The sequence below is a fragment of the Flavobacterium flevense genome (genome assembly GCF_900142775.1).
GTDB classification, from domain to species: domain Bacteria; phylum Bacteroidota; class Bacteroidia; order Flavobacteriales; family Flavobacteriaceae; genus Flavobacterium; species Flavobacterium flevense.
On record NZ_FRCC01000004.1, the window covers coordinates 64,912 to 84,994 of the forward strand.

15 protein-coding genes are annotated in these 20,083 nt (G+C 35.2%); 12 read left to right on the plus strand and 3 right to left on the minus strand.

The annotated features are described in order from the left end of the window. Positions 1-195 precede the first annotated feature (195 nt). The 7 genes from BUB89_RS08320 to BUB89_RS08350 all read left to right on the plus strand — a co-directional run bounded on the left by BUB89_RS08320 (position 196) and on the right by BUB89_RS08350 (position 11,424). Positions 196-1,461 (plus strand): BNR repeat-containing protein, encoded by a 1,266-nt coding sequence (locus BUB89_RS08320; protein ID WP_234982591.1) that lies wholly within the window; start codon positions 196-198, stop codon positions 1,459-1,461. A 38-nt stretch (positions 1,462-1,499) separates the two neighbouring features. Beyond that, positions 1,500-4,628, plus strand: a complete 3,129-nt coding sequence (locus tag BUB89_RS08325; protein ID WP_073243933.1) for a beta-galactosidase, LacZ type — start codon at positions 1,500-1,502, stop codon at positions 4,626-4,628. Positions 4,629-4,953: 325 nt separating this feature from the next. Further along, on the plus strand, positions 4,954-7,113 hold the full coding sequence (locus tag BUB89_RS08330) for a glycoside hydrolase family 43 protein (RefSeq protein ID WP_073243935.1): 2,160 nt from the start codon (positions 4,954-4,956) through the stop codon (positions 7,111-7,113). 100 nt (positions 7,114-7,213) lie between these two features. Then, a complete protein-coding gene (locus BUB89_RS08335) occupies positions 7,214-8,413 on the plus strand; it encodes a DUF4861 family protein (RefSeq protein ID WP_073244371.1) in 1,200 nt (399 codons plus the stop codon). Between the two features lie 43 nt (positions 8,414-8,456). Then, the gene (locus tag BUB89_RS08340; RefSeq protein ID WP_073243937.1) at positions 8,457-9,296 is read left to right on the plus strand and encodes an SDR family oxidoreductase; all 840 of its coding nucleotides are present in this window, start codon (positions 8,457-8,459) and stop codon (positions 9,294-9,296) included. A 30-nt stretch (positions 9,297-9,326) separates the two neighbouring features. Next, positions 9,327-10,505, plus strand: coding sequence for a mannonate dehydratase (gene uxuA / locus BUB89_RS08345; RefSeq protein WP_200806825.1), 1,179 nt, complete (start codon positions 9,327-9,329; stop codon positions 10,503-10,505). A 187-nt stretch (positions 10,506-10,692) separates the two neighbouring features. After that, positions 10,693-11,424 (plus strand): porin family protein, encoded by a 732-nt coding sequence (locus tag BUB89_RS08350; RefSeq protein WP_073243941.1) that lies wholly within the window; start codon positions 10,693-10,695, stop codon positions 11,422-11,424. On the opposite strand, the gene BUB89_RS08355 is transcribed toward BUB89_RS08350, so the two are convergent. Next, positions 11,419-12,027, minus strand: a complete 609-nt coding sequence (locus BUB89_RS08355; RefSeq protein ID WP_073243943.1) for a hypothetical protein — start codon at positions 12,025-12,027, stop codon at positions 11,419-11,421. The genes BUB89_RS08350 and BUB89_RS08355 overlap by 6 nt on opposite strands. 165 nt (positions 12,028-12,192) lie before the next feature. Between BUB89_RS08355 and BUB89_RS08360 the strand changes: the two genes are divergently transcribed. The 3 genes from BUB89_RS08360 to BUB89_RS08370 all read left to right on the plus strand — a co-directional run bounded on the left by BUB89_RS08360 (position 12,193) and on the right by BUB89_RS08370 (position 16,407). After that, entirely contained in the window at positions 12,193-14,637 is a 2,445-nt protein-coding gene (locus BUB89_RS08360; protein WP_073243946.1) for a bifunctional UDP-N-acetylmuramoyl-tripeptide:D-alanyl-D-alanine ligase/alanine racemase, read from the plus strand. An 88-nt stretch (positions 14,638-14,725) separates the two neighbouring features. Beyond that, on the plus strand, positions 14,726-15,160 hold the full coding sequence (gene mscL, locus BUB89_RS08365) for a large-conductance mechanosensitive channel protein MscL (RefSeq protein ID WP_073243948.1): 435 nt from the start codon (positions 14,726-14,728) through the stop codon (positions 15,158-15,160). A 251-nt stretch (positions 15,161-15,411) separates the two neighbouring features. Then, complete coding sequence (locus BUB89_RS08370) at positions 15,412-16,407, plus strand: aspartate-semialdehyde dehydrogenase (RefSeq protein ID WP_073243950.1); 996 nt, start codon at positions 15,412-15,414, stop codon at positions 16,405-16,407. 75 nt (positions 16,408-16,482) lie between these two features. Here BUB89_RS08370 and BUB89_RS18155 read toward each other — a convergent pair whose 3' ends face one another. Together BUB89_RS18155 and BUB89_RS08375 are read right to left on the minus strand one after the other, a co-directional pair. Beyond that, positions 16,483-16,629: a hypothetical protein gene (locus BUB89_RS18155; RefSeq protein ID WP_170215517.1), complete on the minus strand. Its 147-nt coding sequence runs from the start codon at positions 16,627-16,629 to the stop codon at positions 16,483-16,485. Then, positions 16,626-17,201, minus strand: a complete 576-nt coding sequence (locus tag BUB89_RS08375; RefSeq protein WP_073243952.1) for an ATPase — start codon at positions 17,199-17,201, stop codon at positions 16,626-16,628. Before BUB89_RS08375 ends, BUB89_RS18155 begins: the two co-directional genes overlap by 4 nt. Before the next feature lie 23 nt (positions 17,202-17,224). Between BUB89_RS08375 and BUB89_RS08380 the strand changes: the two genes are divergently transcribed. Both BUB89_RS08380 and BUB89_RS08385 read left to right on the plus strand, forming a co-directional pair. Beyond that, the gene (locus tag BUB89_RS08380) at positions 17,225-17,635 is read left to right on the plus strand and encodes a hypothetical protein (RefSeq protein WP_083552613.1); all 411 of its coding nucleotides are present in this window, start codon (positions 17,225-17,227) and stop codon (positions 17,633-17,635) included. Between the two features lie 207 nt (positions 17,636-17,842). Next, on the plus strand, positions 17,843-20,074 hold the full coding sequence (locus BUB89_RS08385; protein WP_073243954.1) for a TonB-dependent receptor: 2,232 nt from the start codon (positions 17,843-17,845) through the stop codon (positions 20,072-20,074). Positions 20,075-20,083: the final 9 nt, after the last annotated feature.

Below are 20,083 nucleotides of genomic sequence, written 5' to 3' on the forward strand. Positions count from 1 at the left end.
TGTACATATATTTGTTATTTACTCCATAAAAAAAACATTAAAAAAAAATAGATTTGCTATTTTATTATGGTTTTTTGAAAAGCAATTTTTGTCTGCAATATTAATTTGGGTTTTTATAAAAGAAAAGTGATGAATGTAAATTTAGGGAATCAATTAAGTAAACAGATTTCAATAGTTAAAAATTTGTTTTTAATAATGACTTTTTTTTCTGTTGCAGTGAATGCTCAGTTAAAGACTCAAATAAGTGAAATAGGTTTGGGCTGGAGTAATAACTCCGTAAACACGGTGGTTTTTAGAAATAAGGCGCTTACTACTTTTAAAAATATTCAATTTACGGCTTACTACAATCCCGAAGGGAAAATGGTGCTGGCAAAGCGTAAACTGAATTCTCAAAAATGGGATGTAGTAATAACTCCTTACAGTGGAAATGTAAAGGATGCACACAACGATATTAGTATTGCAATAGACAGTGACGGTTACCTTCATGTAAGCTGGGATCATCATAATACCCGTTTGCGATATGCCAGAAGTACAAAACCTTTTAGTTTAGAATTAGGAGGAGAAATGCCCATGACCGGCAAAGATGAGGATAAAGTGACTTATCCTGAGTTTCATAATCTGCCTAATGGGAATTTGTTGTTTTGTTACCGTTCCGGTGCTTCCGGAAGAGGGAATATGGTCATGAAATTATATGATGTTCCAACTCAGAAATGGACTTCTTTGCAAAATAATTTAATTGATGGCGAAAATCAGCGTTCTGCCTATTGGCAAATTTGCGTAGGCAAAAAAGGAATTTATATTTCCTGGGTTTGGAGAGAAAGCTGGGATGTTTCCACAAATCATGATATTTGTTATGCCTTTTCGGACGATGATGGAAAAACCTGGCAGAAGTCAACTGGAGAAAAATACAATTTACCCATCACTGAAAAAACTGCCGAAATTGCCTGGGAAATACCTCAAAACAGTAGTTTAATCAATCAAACCGCAATGACTGTAGATGAGGATGGGAATCCGTATATTGCTAATTATTGGGCAGTTAATGGACTGCCTCAGTACAAAATTGTGTATTTGAAAGCGGGAAAATGGCACTTAATGGATACTGATTTTCATCAAAATGCATTTACTTTAGGCGGTGGAGGAACTAAAAAAATTCCGATTTCACGTCCTAAGATTGTAGTCAACAAATCTATGTTGTATCTCTTATACCGCGATGAAGAAAGGGACAATAAAATAACATTAGCATATACTAATTTGCATAAAAAACAATGGAAATCAGAAGATATTAGCCCTCTTACGGTAGGACAATGGGAACCTAATCTGGATCAGGAGCTTTGGGCAACGAAAAAACAATTACATATTTTTTCTCAAAATGTAAGTCAGGCAGACGGAGAAGGCTTAGTTAAAGTAAAACCCCAGCCAGTACAGGTTTTGGAAATAAAAAAATTACCCGTACTGAATTAAATTATAAAAAAGCACTAAAAACCACTAAATAAACAAAAATGAGAAGAAAAATAATTTTGTCGCTTTTGTTAGCCGTGCAGCTTATTACAGCACAGCAACAGCAAAATGAATGGGAAAATCCAACTATCGTTGACAGAAACAAAGAAGCGGGGAGGGCTACTTTTGTTTTATATCAAAATGAGGATGTGGCTACTAAAAACAAACCCGAAGCATCGGCTTATTATCAAAGTTTAAATGGCGACTGGAAATTTGATATTGTTAAAAAACCGGCCGATCGTCCACAGGATTTTTACAAAGTCGATTTGGATGATAAAAGTTGGAAAACAATTCCAGTACCGTCTAACTGGGAAATGCACGGATTTGATATCCCAATTTATACTAATATTACGTATCCCTTTCCACGAAATCCGCCTTTTATAGGAGGTGATTACAATCCGGTTGGGAGTTATCGAAAAACATTTTCCGTGTCCGAAAATTGGAATGGCAAAGAAGTATTGCTTCATTTTGGTTCTATTTCTGGTTATGCCCGCATTTTCTTAAACGGAAAAGAAGTAGGAATGACTAAAGCTTCAAAAACGGCTGCCGAATTTAATATAACTTCATTTTTACAAAAAGGAGAAAATCTTTTGGCAGTACAAGTGTTTCGCTGGCATGACGGAAGTTATCTGGAAGATCAGGATTTCTGGAGATTAAGCGGAATCGAGCGCGATGTGTATTTGCAGGCAATCCCTAAATTGACTGTTTGGGATTATTTTGTCAATGCTGATTTAGATGAAAATTATACGAATGGACTTTTTAAAACAACGGTTCAGTTAAGAGCTTTTCAGCAAAACAAAATCAAAAATGCCAATCTAACCTTGACTTTGTTAGATGCTCAAGGCAAAAAAGTGTATAGCGAAACTAAAAAAGTGACCAATACAGCTAAGGAAGTAGCGTTCAATTCCGTTGTAAATAATGTGAATAAATGGAGTTCAGAAACACCTTATTTGTATCGTTATATTATCAAATTAGAAAATGCTAATGCTGTCGAAAATTCGGTGTTGTCGGGTAAAATAGGTTTTAGAAAAGTTGAAATTAAAAATGCCCAACTTTTAGTTAACGGAAAAGTAATGCTGGTACGTGGAGTAAATATTCACGATCACCATGAGACTAAAGGTCATGCTCCTGATCGTCCTACAATGCGCAGGGATTTAGAATTGATGAAGCAAAACAACATCAATGCCATCAGAATGAGTCATTATCCACACGATCCTTATTTATACGAGCTATGCGATGAATATGGTTTTTATGTAGTGGACGAAGCTAATATTGAAAGTCATGGAATGGGTGTGGACGGACAAAACATTTCGGTGGAGTCTAAACATCCTTCTTATGTACCCATGTGGTTTCCGGCACACATGGATCGTGTTCAGCGCATGCTGGAGACCAATAAAAATCATTCTTCCGTTATTATCTGGTCTATGGGGAACGAATGTGGGAACGGCCCGGTTTTTTACGAAACTTACAAATGGTTGAAAAACAGAGATACTTCTCGTCCGGTACATTCGGAACAGGCTAAAGAAAATGCCAATACGGATATTGTTGCGCCAATGTATCCTACCATTAAATACATGAAAGAATATGCTGCTGCAACCGATAAAACACGACCTTTTATCATGTGTGAGTATTCACACGCTATGGGAAACAGTAATGGAAATTTTCAGGAATATTTTGATATTATCAACAGCAGTCCACATATGCAGGGTGGATTTATCTGGGATTGGGTAGATCAGGGAATCAAAACTCAGGACGAAAACGGAACTCCTTTTTATGCTTACGGAGGAGATTTAGGAGGTAAAGATTTGTATAATGATGAGAATTTTTGCGCTAACGGATTAGTAAATGCAGGGAGAATTCCGCATCCGGGATTGGCTGAGGTGAAAAAAGTGTATCAGGATATTTTGTTTAGTTTGAAAGGGTCAAACCAATTGACGATTAAAAACATATTCCATTATACCAATTTAGATCAGTACCAATTTAAATTTGAATTACTTAAAAACGGACAGTTAATTCAGGAAAAAACATTCAATGTTGATTGTGATCCGGAAGAAAGTGTAACCATTGATCTGCCTGTTGAAGATTTGAATTCAAATGGAGAATATTTCTTAAATGTGTATGCTTACACTAAAACAGCAACCGATTTAGTGCCGGTAAATCACGAAATTGCCAGAGAGCAATTTGCTATTGGAAAAGGCAATTTCTTTGGAAAAAGTGCAACAGTAAATGCTAAAAAGTCAGCTTTAAAAATCAAGAAAAAAGGCAGCATTTTAGCATTCGAAACAAAAACAATTGCCGGTTCTTTTGATTTAGAAAAAGGAGAAATTAAAAGTTACAACTTCAAAGATGAGAATGCTGAAGTTATTACTCATTTCCCAACACCTTATTTCTGGAGAGCACCAACAGATAATGATTTTGGAAACAAAATGCCAACAAAATTAGCAGTTTGGAAAGACGCACATCTACATCCTGAAGTAAAATCGGTGACGGTAGGAAAACAAACAGATTTAGGTTTACGAATTGCCGTTGAATATGCTTTGGCTGGAGCCAATGTACCTTATTTTGTGAGCTATCTGATTCAGAATAACGGAGAAATAAAAGTGACGGCAAGTATGGATATGACTGATAAAGACTTACCGGAATTACCGCGTTTCGGAATGCGTTTGCAACTTCCGGGTTCGTATGAAAATTTGAGTTATTATGGTCGTGGCCCATTAGAAAATTATTCGGATAGAAAAACAGCTTCTTTTGTTGGGACGTATCAGGATAAAGTGGCAAACCAGTTTATTTGGGAATACATTCGTCCGCAGGAATGTGGTTATAAAACCGATACAAGATGGTTTAGTTTGCAAAATGATAAAGGAGCAGGGTTGAAAATCACAGGTGAACAAGCTTTAGGTTTTAGTACGCTAAATGTTTCAACAGAATCTTTAGATCCCGGAACAACTAAAATGCAACGTCACACCACTGATGTGAAACCGCAAGATGCTATTTTTGTGCATGTAGATTTAGCACAACGTGGTGTGGGTGGAGATAACAGCTGGGGTGCACTTCCGCATGAACAATATTTGCTTACAGCTCCAAAATACAGCTATAGCTATACGTTGAGTTTGTTAGATTTAAATAAATAATAAAATTTAAGAAGTCAGTTCGAGGTTTAATTTGTTCTAAAAAGATAAATCTTCCAGTTCTTTGATTGTCCTTAGCTTCCGGAGTCGAGCGTCAAATGTTTGAAGAATACGTAAAAAGAAAAGCTGTTTGAGCGTTAGCGAGTTCTTTTCTTTTAGTATTCGAAAACTAATTTGACCGATGAGGAAGCGTAAGACTTGAAATCGAAGATTCATGAATACCAAAAAAAACAATAAGAATGCATGAATATTTTTTTGTTTCTTTTTTGATCAAGCAAAAAAGAAAATTAGTAAACCATAATTCCTTTAACTGATAATATTAAGATAAATGAAACAAATACAATCCGCATTTTTTGCTGCTTCAATAAGTTTAATTCTAGTCTTGTTTTCGTCGTGTAGTGTCACTAAAAAAGTTGCTGAAAATAACAGCGCTTACTTATTTGTGTATTTCACAGGAAATGCAAAAACAGAAGAAGCCATTCGTTTTGGACTAAGCAAAGACGGTTATAATTATTATGCTTTAAATGATAACAAACCCGTTATTGCTTCCGAAACAATTAGCACTACTGGAGGCGTTCGTGACCCCCATATTTTAAGAGGTGCTGACGGCGTTTTTTACATGACAGTAACCGATTTACAAACAGCCAATGGTTGGGAAAACCAAGCTATGGTACTTTTAAAATCGAATGATTTAGTCAATTGGACTGCTGCAAAAGTGGATATTTCAAAAGTTTTTGAGGATTTCAAAGATGTAACCCGTGTGTGGGCACCACAAACTATTTATGATGCTAAGGCTAAAAAATACATGGTGTACTTCTCGATGTTACAACCCGGCGGAACAGATATTGTGTATTATGCGTATGCCAATAAGGATTTTACCGCTTTAGAAACGGCACCAAAGCAATTGTTTTTTAGTCCCATAAATCGTTCTTGTATCGATGCTGATATTATAGAAAAAGACGGCAAATTTCATTTGTTCTTAAAAACAGAAGACACTGCTGATAAAGGAATTAAACTAGCTATTTCGGACAAATTGACTTCAGGCTATGTTTTGCAGGACGGATATGTAGATCAAACCAATGAATCAGTGGAAGGTTCAGGCGTCTTTAAACTAAATAATTCTGATACTTACATTCTGATGTATGATATGTATCGAAAAGGCAAATATCAGTTTACTTCTTCAACGGATTTGAAAAATTTTAAAGTAATTGATGAGAATGTTGCTATGGATTTTCATCCAAGGCACGGAACGGTTTTACCAATTACTAAAACCGAAGCTGATGCATTAATCAAAGCATATGGCTGGGTTCTAAATGATGGAATTCTAAAATCACAGTCGGAAGCTGTAAAGCAAAATAATGTTATCATTGATACTGAAAATAAAAAAATCCTGCTTCCGGTAAAAAACGGAACTGATTTGGCACATTTTGATCCTCAGTTTAAAGGAAATACGGGATTGTCAGTTAGTCCTTCCAGAGCTCAGGATTTCTCAAAACAAGCTGTAAAATATGATTTTGAGCTGGAAGGTTTGGCAAAAGTATCTTATGATGTCGAAGCGGCGGTTAGAAATAACCCTTCGCTGACTGGTTATTATGCTGATCCGGAAATTCTGTATTCCAATAAAGACAACCGCTTTCATTTGTATCCTACCAGCGATGGTTTTCACGAATGGAGTGGCGATTACTTCAAGAGTTTTTCGTCAACTAACTTAGTGGATTGGGTGGATGATGGCGTATTATTAGATTTGAAAAAAGACGTTTCCTGGACAGATGTAAAAGCCTGGGCACCTGCAGCAGCCGAGAAAAAAATAAATGGTCAATACAAATATTTCTTTTATTACACTGGCGATGCAAAAATAGGTGTGGCGACAAGTGATCACCCTCAAGGGCCGTTTACGGATATTGGAAAACCATTAGTAGCTGCAAAACCTAACGGAATTACCAGAGGTCAAATTATTGATCCGGATGTATTCACTGACCCTGTTTCGGGAAAAAGCTATTTGTATTATGGAAACGGATTTATGGTGGGAGTCGAATTGAATGATGACATGATTTCGGTGAAAGAGAATACGTTGACGGTTTTAAAGCCGGATAACACTTTTAGAGAAGGAACAGAAGTTTTTTATCGAAAAGGGAAATATTATTTCTTATGGTCAGAAGATGATACCCGAAGCGAAAATTACAGAGTGCGTTATGCCACTTCGAATGCTCCGTTGGGTGGTTTTAACATCCCTAAAGATAATTTGATATTGGCTAAAGACCCTTCTCAGGGAATATATGGTACAGGTCATAACTCGGTCATTCAGATTCCTGGAACGGATGAATGGTATATGGTGTATCATCGTTTCACCATTCCAAAAGGAATTACAATGGGGCGTGCAGCAGGATACAACAGAGAAGTGTGTATTGACCGACTTTATTTTGATGAACAAGGAAATATCATTGCGGTTAAACCAACATTAGAAGGAATTCAACCAGTTAAGAAATAAATAAAACCATTTTTATGTTTTTAACCATTAAGAAATTAAGTTACATTAAGTCTAATTTCTTAACTTCTTAATGGTGAAAATAAAAATCAAAAGTAATGAGATGAGAAACGATATTAATTTGTTGAAATGTTTGTTGGTGTTTTTTTCGTTTTCAATTTTGGCTAATGCCCAAAATACAGCAGCGAAAATTTCGATAAAGAATAATTTGAATTTTGATCGAAAGGAAATTATGTCTGTTTCAGGAAAGCAACTTTCGAATTTGATAAAAGGAAAAAAAGAAAAGGAACTTCGAATAAAAAAAGAAGCAACATCTGAATTTATTGTTTTACAATGGATTGATTTCGATCAGGACGGAATTCAGGATGAGTTATTATTTCAGGCTGAGGTTCCGGCTAAAGCCAAAGTCAATTACCAAGTGGTTTTTGATGGCACCATTCCGTTGACTGAAAGCAAAATCACAACTTATTCGCGTTTTGTACCGGAACGTACAGATGATTATGCGTGGGAAAATGATAAAGTAGCTTTTAGAACCTATGGTCCGGATGCTCAAAAAAGAACAGAAGAAAAACGTCCTGAAGGAACACTTAGCAGCGGAATTGATCTTTGGTTAAAAAGAACCGATAAATCCATCATCAATAAATGGTATGGCGAGAACGTAAAAAAATCAGGCTATTATCATATCGATCACGGCGAGGGTTATGATCCGTATCATGTGGGTGCGAGCCGCGGTACTGGAGGAACGGGAATTTGGGAGAACAACAATTTAGCTGTTTCTAAAAACTTTGTCAATTATAAAACCCTTGCAGTTGGACCATTACGTACCGTTTTCGAATTAAATTATGCTTCGTACAGCCCTTATGAAGTCAAGGAAACCAAAAGGATTTCATTAGATTTAGGTTCGAATTTTTCTAAGTTCGAAATTACAATGGATTCGGATAAAGCAGTTCCTAATATTACAACCGGAATAACTTTGCATGATAACAAAGGCGAAGTAAAAATCAATAAAAAAGAAGGTTGGTTTCGTCATGCTGAAAAAATTGATGGCGTTTTTCTGGGCGAAGGAATTGTAATCAATCCAAAATTGCTTAGTGATGCTTTTCCGAATGTTTCTAAAGAAAAAGATCAAAGTAATTTAGTAGTAATTGGAAAACCAAAAAACAATCAGTTGACTTATTATGCCGGTTTTGTGTGGCAAAAGAGTGGACAAATTGCAGGTGAGGCGGATTGGGATACTTTATTACAAAAACAAGCTAAAATGTTAGCTAATCCCCTTAAGATAACGATTAAAAAAAATAAATAAATCTTTTTTTGTAGTTTCGCTACAAACTTTACAAAATACTAGAATGGATATAATTGCAGGACTAAAAGATAAGGTAGTCGTAATAACAGGAGGTGCCGGAGTACTGGGATCCGGATTTACGAAAGCATTAGTAAAACAAGGAGCTAAGGTTGCAATACTGGGTAGAGACTTAGTAAAAGCACAAAAATTAGCCGAAGAAATTAATAATGCCGGTGGAAAAGCCTTAGGTGTTTCTGCTGATGTTTGTGATGAAGCGAGCTTAAGAAAAGCACATGCAGCAATTAATGCCGAATTAGGATTAGTTGATATTCTAATCAACGGAGCAGGAGGAAATCACCCAAAAGGGACTAGTGCTGATGTATCTTTTGACAGAGAAAATAAAACGGAAGGATTGCAAACTTTCTTTGGTTTAGATACGGAAGGTTTACGTTTTGTATTCGACCTGAATTTTATTGGAACTTTATTACCCACTCAGGTTTTTGCCGCTGATATGATCGGGAGAGAAGGCTGTAGTATTTTGAATATTTCTTCGGTAAGCGCTTTCCATCCTTTGACAAAAGTGGTTGCTTACAGTGCTGCTAAAGCGGCTATCAGTAATTTAACCGAATGGTTGTCGGTTTATTTTGCTAAAGAAGGAATTCGGGTAAATGCAATTTCCCCTGGTTTTTTCTTAACCGAACAAAACAGAACTTTATTGACGAATGAAGACGGTAGTCTGACTGAAAGAGGAAATAAAATCCTTTCGCAAACCCCAATGGGAAGATTTGGTCAGCCTGAGGATTTAGACAGTACTTTATTATGGCTTTGTAATCCGGATTCTCGTTTTGTAACCGGAATTGTTGTTGCTGTAGATGGAGGATTTTTAGCTTATAGTGGCGTTTAATATATTTATAATTTATACAAAATAATGGGAATAGAACAAACCTGGAGATGGTACGGACCAAAGGATTCTGTGCCACTTTCTCATATTAAAATGGCTGGTGCAACCGGAATCGTAACGGCTTTGCATCATATTCCAAATGGAACTGTCTGGACAATTGAAGAGATTCAAAAAAGAAAAAAGGAAATTGAAGATGCTGGGTTAACATGGTCAGTTGTGGAGAGTATTCCTGTTCACGAAAATATCAAAACCAGAAAAGGGGATTATAAAAAATACATTGAAAACTATTGTCAAAGCATTGCTAATTTAGGAGCTTGCGGAATTGATACTGTTTGTTATAATTTCATGCCGGTATTAGACTGGACCAGAACTGATTTGGCTTTTGAAGTAGAAGATGGTTCTAAAGCTTTGCGTTTTGACCGAATGGAATTTGCAGCTTTCGAATTGTTTTTGCTAAAAAGAAAAGGAGCTGAAAACGATTATACAGCTGAAGAAGTTGCTAAGGCTACTAAAGTTTTTGAAGCGATGACTGAAGATCAAAAAAAGCTTTTAGTAAAAAATATTATTGCAGGACTACCAGGAGCCGAAGAAGGTTATACAGTAGAGCAATTGCAGGTAGCTTTAGATGATTATGCTGAAATAGGCGATGCTGAACTGAGAAATAATCTATACGCATTTTTAAAAGAAATTATTCCTGCAGCTGAAAAAGCAGGAATTGTAATGGCCATTCATCCTGATGATCCGCCTTATGCTATTTTAGGTTTACCAAGAGTGGTTAGTACGGAGGCTGATGCAAAACAACTGATCGAAGTTGTAGATAGCAAAAGCAATGGTTTGTGTTTTTGTACCGGTTCTTACGGCGTAAGAGCAGACAATGACTTGGTAGGAATGGTACAACGATTGGGTCACCGTATTAACTTTATTCACTTAAGAGCAACGAAACGTGATGAAGTTGGTAATTTCTATGAAGCAGACCATTTAGATGGTGATGTGGATATGTACGGCGTGATGAAAGCCATTGTGGAAGAACAAGATAAAAGAATCGCTAATGGCCGTCCTGATTACCGATTGCCTATGCGTCCTGATCACGGTCACCAGATGCTGGATGATTTAGATAAGAAAATGAATCCCGGTTATTCTGCAATTGGTCGATTAAGAGGTCTTGCTGAGTTAAGAGGTTTGGAAAGAGGAATCAGAGGAAACCAAAAATAAATAATATTAAAAGGAGCAATTTTTTTGCTCCTTTTTTGTTTTAATATTTTAAGAGTTCTATTTTAAAATAGCTAATTTTACCATTAAGGAATTAAGGGAATTTAGACTTAATGAATCTTAATTACTTAATGGTTCAAAGACAATCTATTAATAGTAGAATTTAAAAATAAAGAAAACAGCAAACCAAATGAATCTACTTTCGAATCCATTCAAGAAAAAAATATTTTTTAGTGTTTTGCTGCTATTGCCTTTCTTTAATGCTTTGGCACAAGAAGAAATAGAATCCAAACCCGAAATGCAGGAAATAAAAGTCGATTCTTTGTATCGGGAAGACCAGTTTTATTTTGGATTCAATTATAATACCTTGCAGCAAAAGCCTGATGGTATATCACAGCAAAAATTCTCAATAGGAATTTCAGGAGGTTTCCTGAGGGATATGCCCATAAATAAAAACAGAACCAAAGCTTTTGCCACCGGTTTAGGGGTGAGTTATAACAATTATAATCAAAATTTAGGAATTACAGGAACAGCCGAAAATGCTGTTTATACTGTTTTAGATTCCGATTCTGATTTTGATAAAAATAATTTCAAGCAGTTGTTAATTGATGTTCCTGTTGAGTTCAGATGGAGAACATCAACTTATGAAAGTTATAAATTTTGGAGGATTTATGGCGGAGTGAAATTCAGTTATCTGGCTTACAGTAAATCGGTTTTTAAAGATGGGCAAGGAAAAACAGTGATTACCAATAATCAGGATTTTAATAAATTTCTATATGGCTTGTATTTGTCTGCGGGATACAATACTTTGAACGTATATGCGTATTATGGTTTGAATCCAATATTCAAATCAGCCGAAATTGAGGGTCGAAAAGTAGATATGAAAGCCCTGAGTGTAGGTGTGATTTTCTATATTTTATAGCCATAAAAAGAGCAGAAGTATTTGCGGAATACTTCCTAAAAGTACACCAATAATCAGTTCTATAGGTGTATGTGCTTTCATAATCAGTCGGGAAGAAGCCACAAAGCCGTTCATCAAAACCAGAAAAACAATCAGTAAGGTATTTTGATTATGGTTATGAATACTTAGTCCAAAGACAAACAATGTCAAAGCACTCAATGCCATCATGTGTAAACTGGCTTTTTTATTAAAAAACAACAGAATTAATGCAATAAGCGTACTCATCAAAGCTCCCAGAAAAAAGAAATGAAGTTCAGGGTAACGCTCTATTGTAATGCTTTTTCGAACCAAAAGAATAATCAGAAAACATTGAATAACTAAAGGTAATTTCCGTTCCGATAATTCAGCAGCCATGATCGAATTAATCTTTCCTGTTAACCGAAGCAGAAAAAAGAATAATACCGGAATTATAAAAGTTATGGTTGTTACTTCCAGCAAAACAAGGTATTTTTCTTTATTCAAAAAATAGGAATGGTTAGAAAAAAGATAGAATAACGTGGCATAAATGGGAATAAATACCGGATGGAACAGATAAGAAAAGAAAGGAAATATTTTTTTTGGCATTGTAAAAACAGCTTAGTTTCACAAATATAACGAATCTTATAAAAAGAGATTGTTTTGTACCATCGTAATTATGCTGTGTCCCTTTTTTTAACGCCCACTGTGTGGTTTCAATTTAAAAAGAAGTCTTACTTTTGATGCTATAGTTTTTAAGCCTATTTTAAATCCATGAGTATATCCATTAAAAACAGCATTGCAATCCTCAATGCCACCTGGATTGGGATAAATCCTGATACAACTGTAGATACTATTTCCATTGACAGCCGGTCACTGCAAAATAGTGAACACACTTTGTTTTTTGCTTTGACAGGTCCTAATAATGATGCCCACCATTATATCAATGATTTAATTGCAAACGGAGTGCAAAATTTTGTTGTCACGTTTATTCCTGAAGAATGTAAAGACCGGGCAAATTTTTTAATTGTCGAAAATACCCTGGTGGCGCTGCAACAATTTGCTTCTTATTACCGCAGTCTTTTTCATTTTCCCATAATTGGTTTAACGGGAAGTAACGGAAAAACCATTGTAAAAGAATGGCTTAATTTTCTTTTAAGTCCGGATTATAATGTGATTCGAAGTCCTAAAAGTTACAATTCTCAGGTAGGGGTTCCTTTGTCAGTAATTGCAATTAATGAAAAACACAATTTAGGGATTTTTGAAGCAGGAATTTCTACCGTGAACGAAATGGATAAACTGGAAAAAATCATCAAACCTACCATTGGTATTCTGACCAATATTGGTTCTTCTCATGATGAAGGTTTTACTAATTTAGAAGAGAAAATCCAACAAAAAATGCTGTTGTTTCAAAATGCAGCAGTTTTGATTTACCAAAAAAACAGTGAAGTTGAAAAATATATTTCTGCAAAAACAAATCCTTTTTCGTGGAGCTATAAAGAAGAGAATGCCGATGTTTTTGTATTTAAAAAAGAAACTGAAAACCAACAAACAACATTATTCTATACCTATAAGAACAATAATTACCAATTAAAAATTCCTTTTATAGATAAAGCTTCTGTCGAAAATGCTGTTTCCAGTTTGATGGTATTGCTGTATTTTGGTTATGAAAGCAGCGTCATCCAATCCCGAATGGAAATGCTTTTTCCTGTCGAAATGCGTTTAGAAGTTAAAAACGGAATCAACAATTGCAGTATTATTGACGACAGTTACAGTTCGGATTTTCAGTCTTTGAAAATTGCGTTGGATGTTTTGGAAAGTCAGAATAAGTTTAAGAAGAAAACCGTTATTCTTTCGGATATTTTTCAAAGCGGATTTCCTAACGAACAATTGTATGCAAAAGTAGCACAGTTGATTATTTCGAATAAAATCAATCGGGTAATCGGCATTGGAGAAACCATTTCAGAGTTTAAAGATCAGTTTTTAAATTGCATTACTTTTAAAACAACAGCCGATTTTATTGCCAATTTTGATAAGTTGGATTTCTCCAATGAAAGCATTCTGATTAAAGGCGCGCGTTCGTTTCAGTTTGAGGAAATTGTTACTTTACTGGAAGAGAAAACACATGAAACAGTTCTGGAAATTAACCTGAATGCGATAAGTTACAACCTGAATTTCTTTAAATCTAAGCTGAAACCAAAAGTGAAAATTATGGTGATGGTGAAGGCTTTTGGTTATGGAAATGGCGGACTCGAAATAGCCAAATTACTGGAACATCATAAAGTAGATTATTTAGGTGTGGCTTTCGCCGATGAAGGAATTTCGTTGAAAAACGGCGGAATCAAATTACCCATTATGGTTTTGAATCCTGAAAACACCAGTTTTTCGGCAATTATTCAGCATCAGTTAGAACCCGAAATTTATAGTTTAAAAGGCTTGCATGCTTTTTTAAAAATAGCCAAACAAAAGAATTTGCAACATTTTCCCATTCATATTAAAGTAGATACAGGAATGCATCGTCTGGGTTTTGAAGAAAATACAGTTGACGAGTTGATTGCAACATTAAAAGGAAATTCTACCGTTAAAGTACAGAGTATTTTGTCCCACATGGCTACCAGTGATGATGCGAAACATTATGATTTTGCGCTTTCGCAAATACAGTTGTTTGACCGATTATCATCTAAAATTAGGAATGAATTAGATGTTAAACCGATTCGCCATATATTAAATACCTCGGGAATCAGTAATTTTCCGGAAGCACAATTTGATATGGTTCGTTTGGGAATTGGGTTGTATGGTGTTTCGAATGATGAAAATGAACAAAAAGAGCTAGAGACTGTAGGTACATTAAAATCGATAATTTCGCAAATCCGAATCATTCCGGCTGGTGACAGCGTGGGTTATGGTCGTCGATTTATGGCTGAAAAACAAACTAAAGTAGCTACTATCCCTATTGGTTATGCTGACGGAATTTCGAGAGCCTGGGGCAATGGAATTGGATTTGTTAGCATTAAAGAACAACAAGCACCTATTTTGGGAAGTGTGTGTATGGATATGTTAATGGTGGATGTAACCCAAATTGAGTGTGCCGAAGGAGACGATGTAATTATTTTTGGCGAAAGCCCAACCGTTTCTTATATAGCTCAAAAACTACATACCATTCCTTACGAAATCCTGACTAGTATTTCTCAGAGGGTCAAGCGGGTATTTTATCGTTAGTTTATTTTTTAGTTCAAAATGCTTTTTTTGTTAAAAAATATGTTAATTTAGATTCTCAATCAAGTTCAATTTTAAAACCAGGATACCTATGGGATTTTTTAGCGATTTTAAAGCCTTCTTAATGAAAGGTGAAATAGTAACTTTGGCAACAGCCGTAATTGTAGGTGGTGCTTTTGGAAAAATAGTAACCTCTTTTACTAATGATGTTTTAATGCCGCCAATAGGTTTGTTATTAGGGAAAGTAGATTTTAAAAATTTAAAAGTAGTATTGCAGGAAGGAATTCCGGCAGTTGTTGAAAACGGAGCCGAAATAGCCCCGGCAGTTGCAGAAGTTTCCATTAATTACGGAGCTTTTATTCAAACTGTTTTTGATTTTGTAATCATTGGTTTTTGTATTTTTATGGTGTTGAAAGCCTATGAAAAAACTAAAAAGAAAGAAGAAGCTGTCGCTGCTGCACCAGCCGGACCTACTCAGGAAGAATTGCTTATGCAAATTAGAGATTTATTGAAAGAGAAGAAATAAATACCGCCACACTATATGTTCAACTAAACCATCCCATAAAGGATGGTTTTTCTATTTTTGTTATATTTATAACTTTTTGTTACTTTTTGTGAACGTGCTTGTTTTCGTTTGAATATTAATTACTTTTGCAGTTCAAAATTAGAATTTAATAAAAAATATATATTATGAAATGAGCATAACAGAGATTCAATATTAAAATTGAATAATGTTTGCGAATTACATATAACCAATTTAAAAAAATAAAAAAGCATATGAAAATAGCAGTTGTAGGTGCAACCGGAATGGTTGGTGAAGTGATGTTACAGGTATTAGCAGAAAGAAATTTTGTGACTGCTAATGACGAATTAATTCTTGTAGCTTCTGAGCGTTCAGTAGGAAAAGAAATGGAATTTCAAGGTAAAACTTATAAAGTAGTAGGATTAGCTACTGCTGTAGATATGAAACCGGAAATTGCTTTGTTTTCAGCTGGTGGAGATACTTCATTAGAGTGGGCACCAAAATTTGCTGCAGCCGGAACTACTGTAATTGATAATTCTTCTGCATGGAGAATGGATCCAACTAAAAAATTAGTAGTTCCTGAAATCAATGCTGGTGAATTGACTAAAGAAGATAAAATTATTGCTAACCCAAACTGTTCTACAATCCAGATGGTTTTGGCTTTAGCGCCTTTGCATAAAAAATACAATGTAAAAAGAGTTATCGTTTCTACGTACCAATCCATCACTGGAACGGGAGTAAAAGCGGTAAAACAATTAGAAAATGAATACGCCGGAATTGACGGAGATATGGCTTACAAATACCAAATTCACCGTAACGCTATTCCTCAATGTGATGTTTTTGAAGAAAACGGATACACTAAAGAAGAAATGAAATTAGTTCGCGAAACTAAAAAAATCTTAAGCGATAATACCATTGCAGTTACTGCTACTGCTGTTCGTGTGCCTATTGTTGGTGGACATTCTGAGGCAATCAATGTAGAATTCTCAAATGATTTTGATATCAACGAAGTAAGAAGCATCCTGGAAAGCACTGACGGAGTAATTGTTCAGGATAACCTGAAAGAGTTTGAATACCCAATGCCTCTTTTTGCTCAAGGTAAAAACGAAGTTTTCGTAGGTAGATTAAGAAGAGATGAGTCTCAACCAAATACTTTAAACATGTGGGTTGTTGCGGATAATTTAAGAAAAGGTGCTGCAACTAACACAATTCAAATCGCTGAATATTTAGTAGCTAACAAATTGGTTTAATACCAATAAATTTATAGAAAGGAAGCTTCTCGAATTTTTTTTGAGAAGCTTTTTTTATGGGTTTTATTGAAAATATTACATTTTAATTTTTACAATTTTATTATCTCTAATAACGACAAGTTCGCTTTTGCGTTCTTTTTTGAAATCAATCATTTTCTCATAGGCTTTTTCAAGTCCTTTAAGAATTTTATTTCTGCGTTCTATTTTAGCTTCAGATGTCATAAGTAACTTTTTAATTCGTTAAATTTTTGTTCGTCGAGAATATTCAATTCATCACTGCTCGATTTGTCAGCTATTAATTTATGTTTACCTTCTGAGTTATCAAAGATAAGGACTTGATCTGTAATAGGAATGTAAATTTCGAATAAGTTTTTAATTCCTTTAATATATCTTCGTTCAATAACATCTGCAGGAATGTTATGACCTCCTTCCATTACTCTTGTTTTAACTCTTTCTTTAGCTAATTCAGTATTTTTAAGCCAAAAGAAAAGTAAGGTTACATTATAATTTTTGCTTTTAGCTTCCAAAACTTTGTTTTTATAACTTCTCGTTGAGAGTGTCGTTTCAAAAGCAAAATTTTCATTTTGTTGAAGAAGTTCATTAATTCGATGAAGCATTATTCTTCCAGCTTCAAACGAAACTTTTTCGGGTTGAAAAGGAGAAAGGCCTTTGGCAATTTCATCAGCATTTACAAACTCTTTACAATCTAAAATTTCAGGTAGAATTGTAAATGAAGCTGTAGTTTTTCCAGCTCCATTGCATCCTGCTATTATATATAGATTTCTCTCTTCCATAGTAGTAAATATAGCTAATTCAAATGAATATTTCTTTTGTTAAAACTGATGGTTTTCTTTTTTATGATTTCTTACCTTTGCAACCAATGAAAAGGAAGCAACTTCTATTTAGTTTTACTCTGGCAGCAGCGGTATTGTTCTCGATACTGTTCCAGTCTTTTCATGGTTATGAGCATTTAGAAAAACAACTTTCTCATAAATTCTGTGTTCACGACCACCAGCAAAATAAAGCAGAACTTACTCATGAGCATAAAATAGTCGAACATTGTGCGATATGTCAATTTGCATTTGGGAGTTGTCTTTATCCTAAATTTATAAGTTACCATTTCTTTTCTGATTTCAGGGCGATTCCTTTTTTTAGTAAAGAACAGCAAACTATTTTTTCTTTCACGGGAAGTTTGTATGCGCACCGAGGTCCTCCTTCTTTTGTGTAAAACACAAATTTAATTCAACAGCTTTCGACTAAATAAAAGTATAGCCCACAGATTATACTGATGCAACGGATTGATACAGATTTTTATCTGTGTAAAATCTTTTTGGATATCAGTGCTAATTTGTTAAATCCGTTTTTATCCGTGGGCTAAATAACCTGCGGGAATTTATCTTTTGTCTTTATTTATAAAACACAACAATCTTCTTTAATGAAAAAATATATTATTGCCCTATTCTTGGGGTTTTCAGCTATGCTACAGGCTCAAAATGTAGTTTCAGGAACAGTTACGGATATTTCAAACCAACCCATAATTGGTGTTTCGGTTTATATTCCTGAATTACACAAAGGAACTATTACCAATGCAGATGGAAAATACATCTTAAAAAATCTGCCCAACGGAACTTTGAAACTCAGTTTTCAATATGTGGGTTACACTACAAAGCATCAGTTTATTGATAAGCTGCAAAAGGAAAATGTTTTGAATGTACAATTAGAAACTTCGACTTTTGAGATGGATGAGGTAATTGTTTCTACTGCTTTTAGCAAAATCCAATCGCAAAATGTGATGAAAGTAGAGCACGCCACAATGCGGGATTTGGAAAAAAACGGAACATCAACGCTTATTGAAGGATTGGCAACCATTCCGGGAGTTTCTCAGGTTTCTACGGGAACTTCTATTGGGAAACCGGTCATTCGGGGTTTGAGTGGCAACAGGGTTTTAGTGTATTCGCAAGGTGTTCGAATAGAAAATCAGCAATTTGGTGATGAGCATGGTTTAGGATTAAATGCTTCCGGTGTAGAAAGTGTCGAAGTAATCAAAGGACCTGCTTCGTTGCTGTACGGTTCGGATGCATTGGGTGGTGTTTTGTATTTTAATCCCGAAAAATTTGCAGAAGCACATACTTTGAAAGCCGATTATAGTCAAAAATTATTCTCGAATACACTGGGAAGTAATTCCAGTATGGGAGTAAAAACATCTACTGAAAACTGGAAATTCTTGGCTCGCGGAAGTTACAATACCCATTCGGATTATCAAATTTCAGGCGGAGATCGTGTAACCAATACCCGTTATAACGAAACCGATTTCAAAACAGGAATCGGATACAGCAACTCTGTATTTTCTTCGGTTTTGCGATACAATTTCAATAAACTGGATTTAGGAATTCCAGAAGATGGTCCCGACGCTTCGGGAGCAGAACAATCTAAAAGTAAAAACACCCTTTTTCCAAGACAGGGAGTTGATAACCATTTGTTGAGTTGGAATTCGGTTATTTATTTAAAAAACTCTAAACTGGATGTTGATTTAGGATATATTGCCAATGATCGAAGCGAATTTGAAGACAGCAACGAGGCTATTTTGCAAATGAAATTAAAGACTTTTAATTATGATGCCAAATACTATTTGCCTAAAATAGGAAATCTGGAATCCATATTTGGAATTCAGGGAATGCACCAAACCAATACTAATTTTGGCGAAGAATATTTAATTCCGGATGCGACTACGAATGATTTTGGTGTTTTTGGAACGGCTAATTACGAATGGAAAAGCAACGTAATTCAGGGAGGACTGCGATTTGATAACCGAAAAATCACTACCGTAGCTCACGGAATTGCTGGTGAAGAAGGTTCTTTTGAAGCTATTAATAAATCGTTTGACAGTTTCAATGCTTCCTTGGGGTATAAAACGAATCTGGCCGATAATTTAACGATGCGACTGAATGTTGCTTCTGGTTTTAGAGCGCCAAATTTAGCCGAATTAACGTCGAATGGTGTTCACGAGGGAACTAATCGTTATGAAATAGGAAACAGCGATTTAAAAACCGAACAAAACCTGCAAACCGATTTGAACCTGGAATACGGAAACACGCATTTTGAGTTTTTTGTAAATGGATTTTACAACCATATCAACAATTATATTTATACCTCACCCACCGGAGAGCAGCTGGAAGAGAATGCTGTTTTTGAGTATGTTCAGGACAATGCTAAATTGTATGGAGGAGAAATAGGACTGCATTTACACCCGCATCCGTTGGATTGGTTGCATTATGAAACGAGCTTTGAAACCGTAACCGGAAAGAAACAATCCCGAAGTGTAGGGAGTGATTATTTACCTTTAATTCCGGCTAACAATTGGAACAATACCATTAGAACTGAATTCAAAATTAAAAACTGGTTCGAAGAAGGATTTGCCAGTTTGAATGTCAATACCACTTTTGATCAGAATAATGTAAGTGGTTTTGAAACAGCTTCCAACGGTTATACCTTAGTGAATTTAGGTTTTGGAGGAAAAGTAAAATGGGGTAAAACGGCTTTTAATGTCAATTTGAACGGAAACAACTTATTCGATAAAAAATACATCGCTCATCTTTCGAGATTAAAAAACGATGGAATTCCTAATATTGGACGAAATATTGTATTGGGAGTGAATTTTAATTTATAGATAATTATT

What these genes read in the sequence shown, in the direction of transcription:
- mscL (WP_073243948.1), top strand. Translation starts at nt 14,726, where the DNA reads ATGGGATTTTTTAGCGATTTTAAAGCCTTCTTAATGAAAGGTGAAATA.
- BUB89_RS08325 (WP_073243933.1), top strand. Translation starts at nt 1,500, where the DNA reads ATGAGAAGAAAAATAATTTTGTCGCTTTTGTTAGCCGTGCAGCTTATT.
- BUB89_RS08330 (WP_073243935.1), top strand. Translation starts at nt 4,954, where the DNA reads ATGAAACAAATACAATCCGCATTTTTTGCTGCTTCAATAAGTTTAATT.
- BUB89_RS18155 (WP_170215517.1), bottom strand. Translation starts at nt 16,629, where the DNA reads ATGACATCTGAAGCTAAAATAGAACGCAGAAATAAAATTCTTAAAGGA.
- BUB89_RS08360 (WP_073243946.1), top strand. Translation starts at nt 12,193, where the DNA reads ATGAGTATATCCATTAAAAACAGCATTGCAATCCTCAATGCCACCTGG.
- BUB89_RS08355 (WP_073243943.1), bottom strand. Translation starts at nt 12,027, where the DNA reads ATGCCAAAAAAAATATTTCCTTTCTTTTCTTATCTGTTCCATCCGGTA.
- BUB89_RS08340 (WP_073243937.1), top strand. Translation starts at nt 8,457, where the DNA reads ATGGATATAATTGCAGGACTAAAAGATAAGGTAGTCGTAATAACAGGA.
- BUB89_RS08385 (WP_073243954.1), top strand. Translation starts at nt 17,843, where the DNA reads ATGAAAAAATATATTATTGCCCTATTCTTGGGGTTTTCAGCTATGCTA.
- BUB89_RS08375 (WP_073243952.1), bottom strand. Translation starts at nt 17,201, where the DNA reads ATGGAAGAGAGAAATCTATATATAATAGCAGGATGCAATGGAGCTGGA.
- BUB89_RS08350 (WP_073243941.1), top strand. Translation starts at nt 10,693, where the DNA reads ATGAATCTACTTTCGAATCCATTCAAGAAAAAAATATTTTTTAGTGTT.
- BUB89_RS08320 (WP_234982591.1), top strand. Translation starts at nt 196, where the DNA reads ATGACTTTTTTTTCTGTTGCAGTGAATGCTCAGTTAAAGACTCAAATA.
- BUB89_RS08380 (WP_083552613.1), top strand. Translation starts at nt 17,225, where the DNA reads ATGAATATTTCTTTTGTTAAAACTGATGGTTTTCTTTTTTATGATTTC.
- BUB89_RS08370 (WP_073243950.1), top strand. Translation starts at nt 15,412, where the DNA reads ATGAAAATAGCAGTTGTAGGTGCAACCGGAATGGTTGGTGAAGTGATG.
- BUB89_RS08335 (WP_073244371.1), top strand. Translation starts at nt 7,214, where the DNA reads ATGAGAAACGATATTAATTTGTTGAAATGTTTGTTGGTGTTTTTTTCG.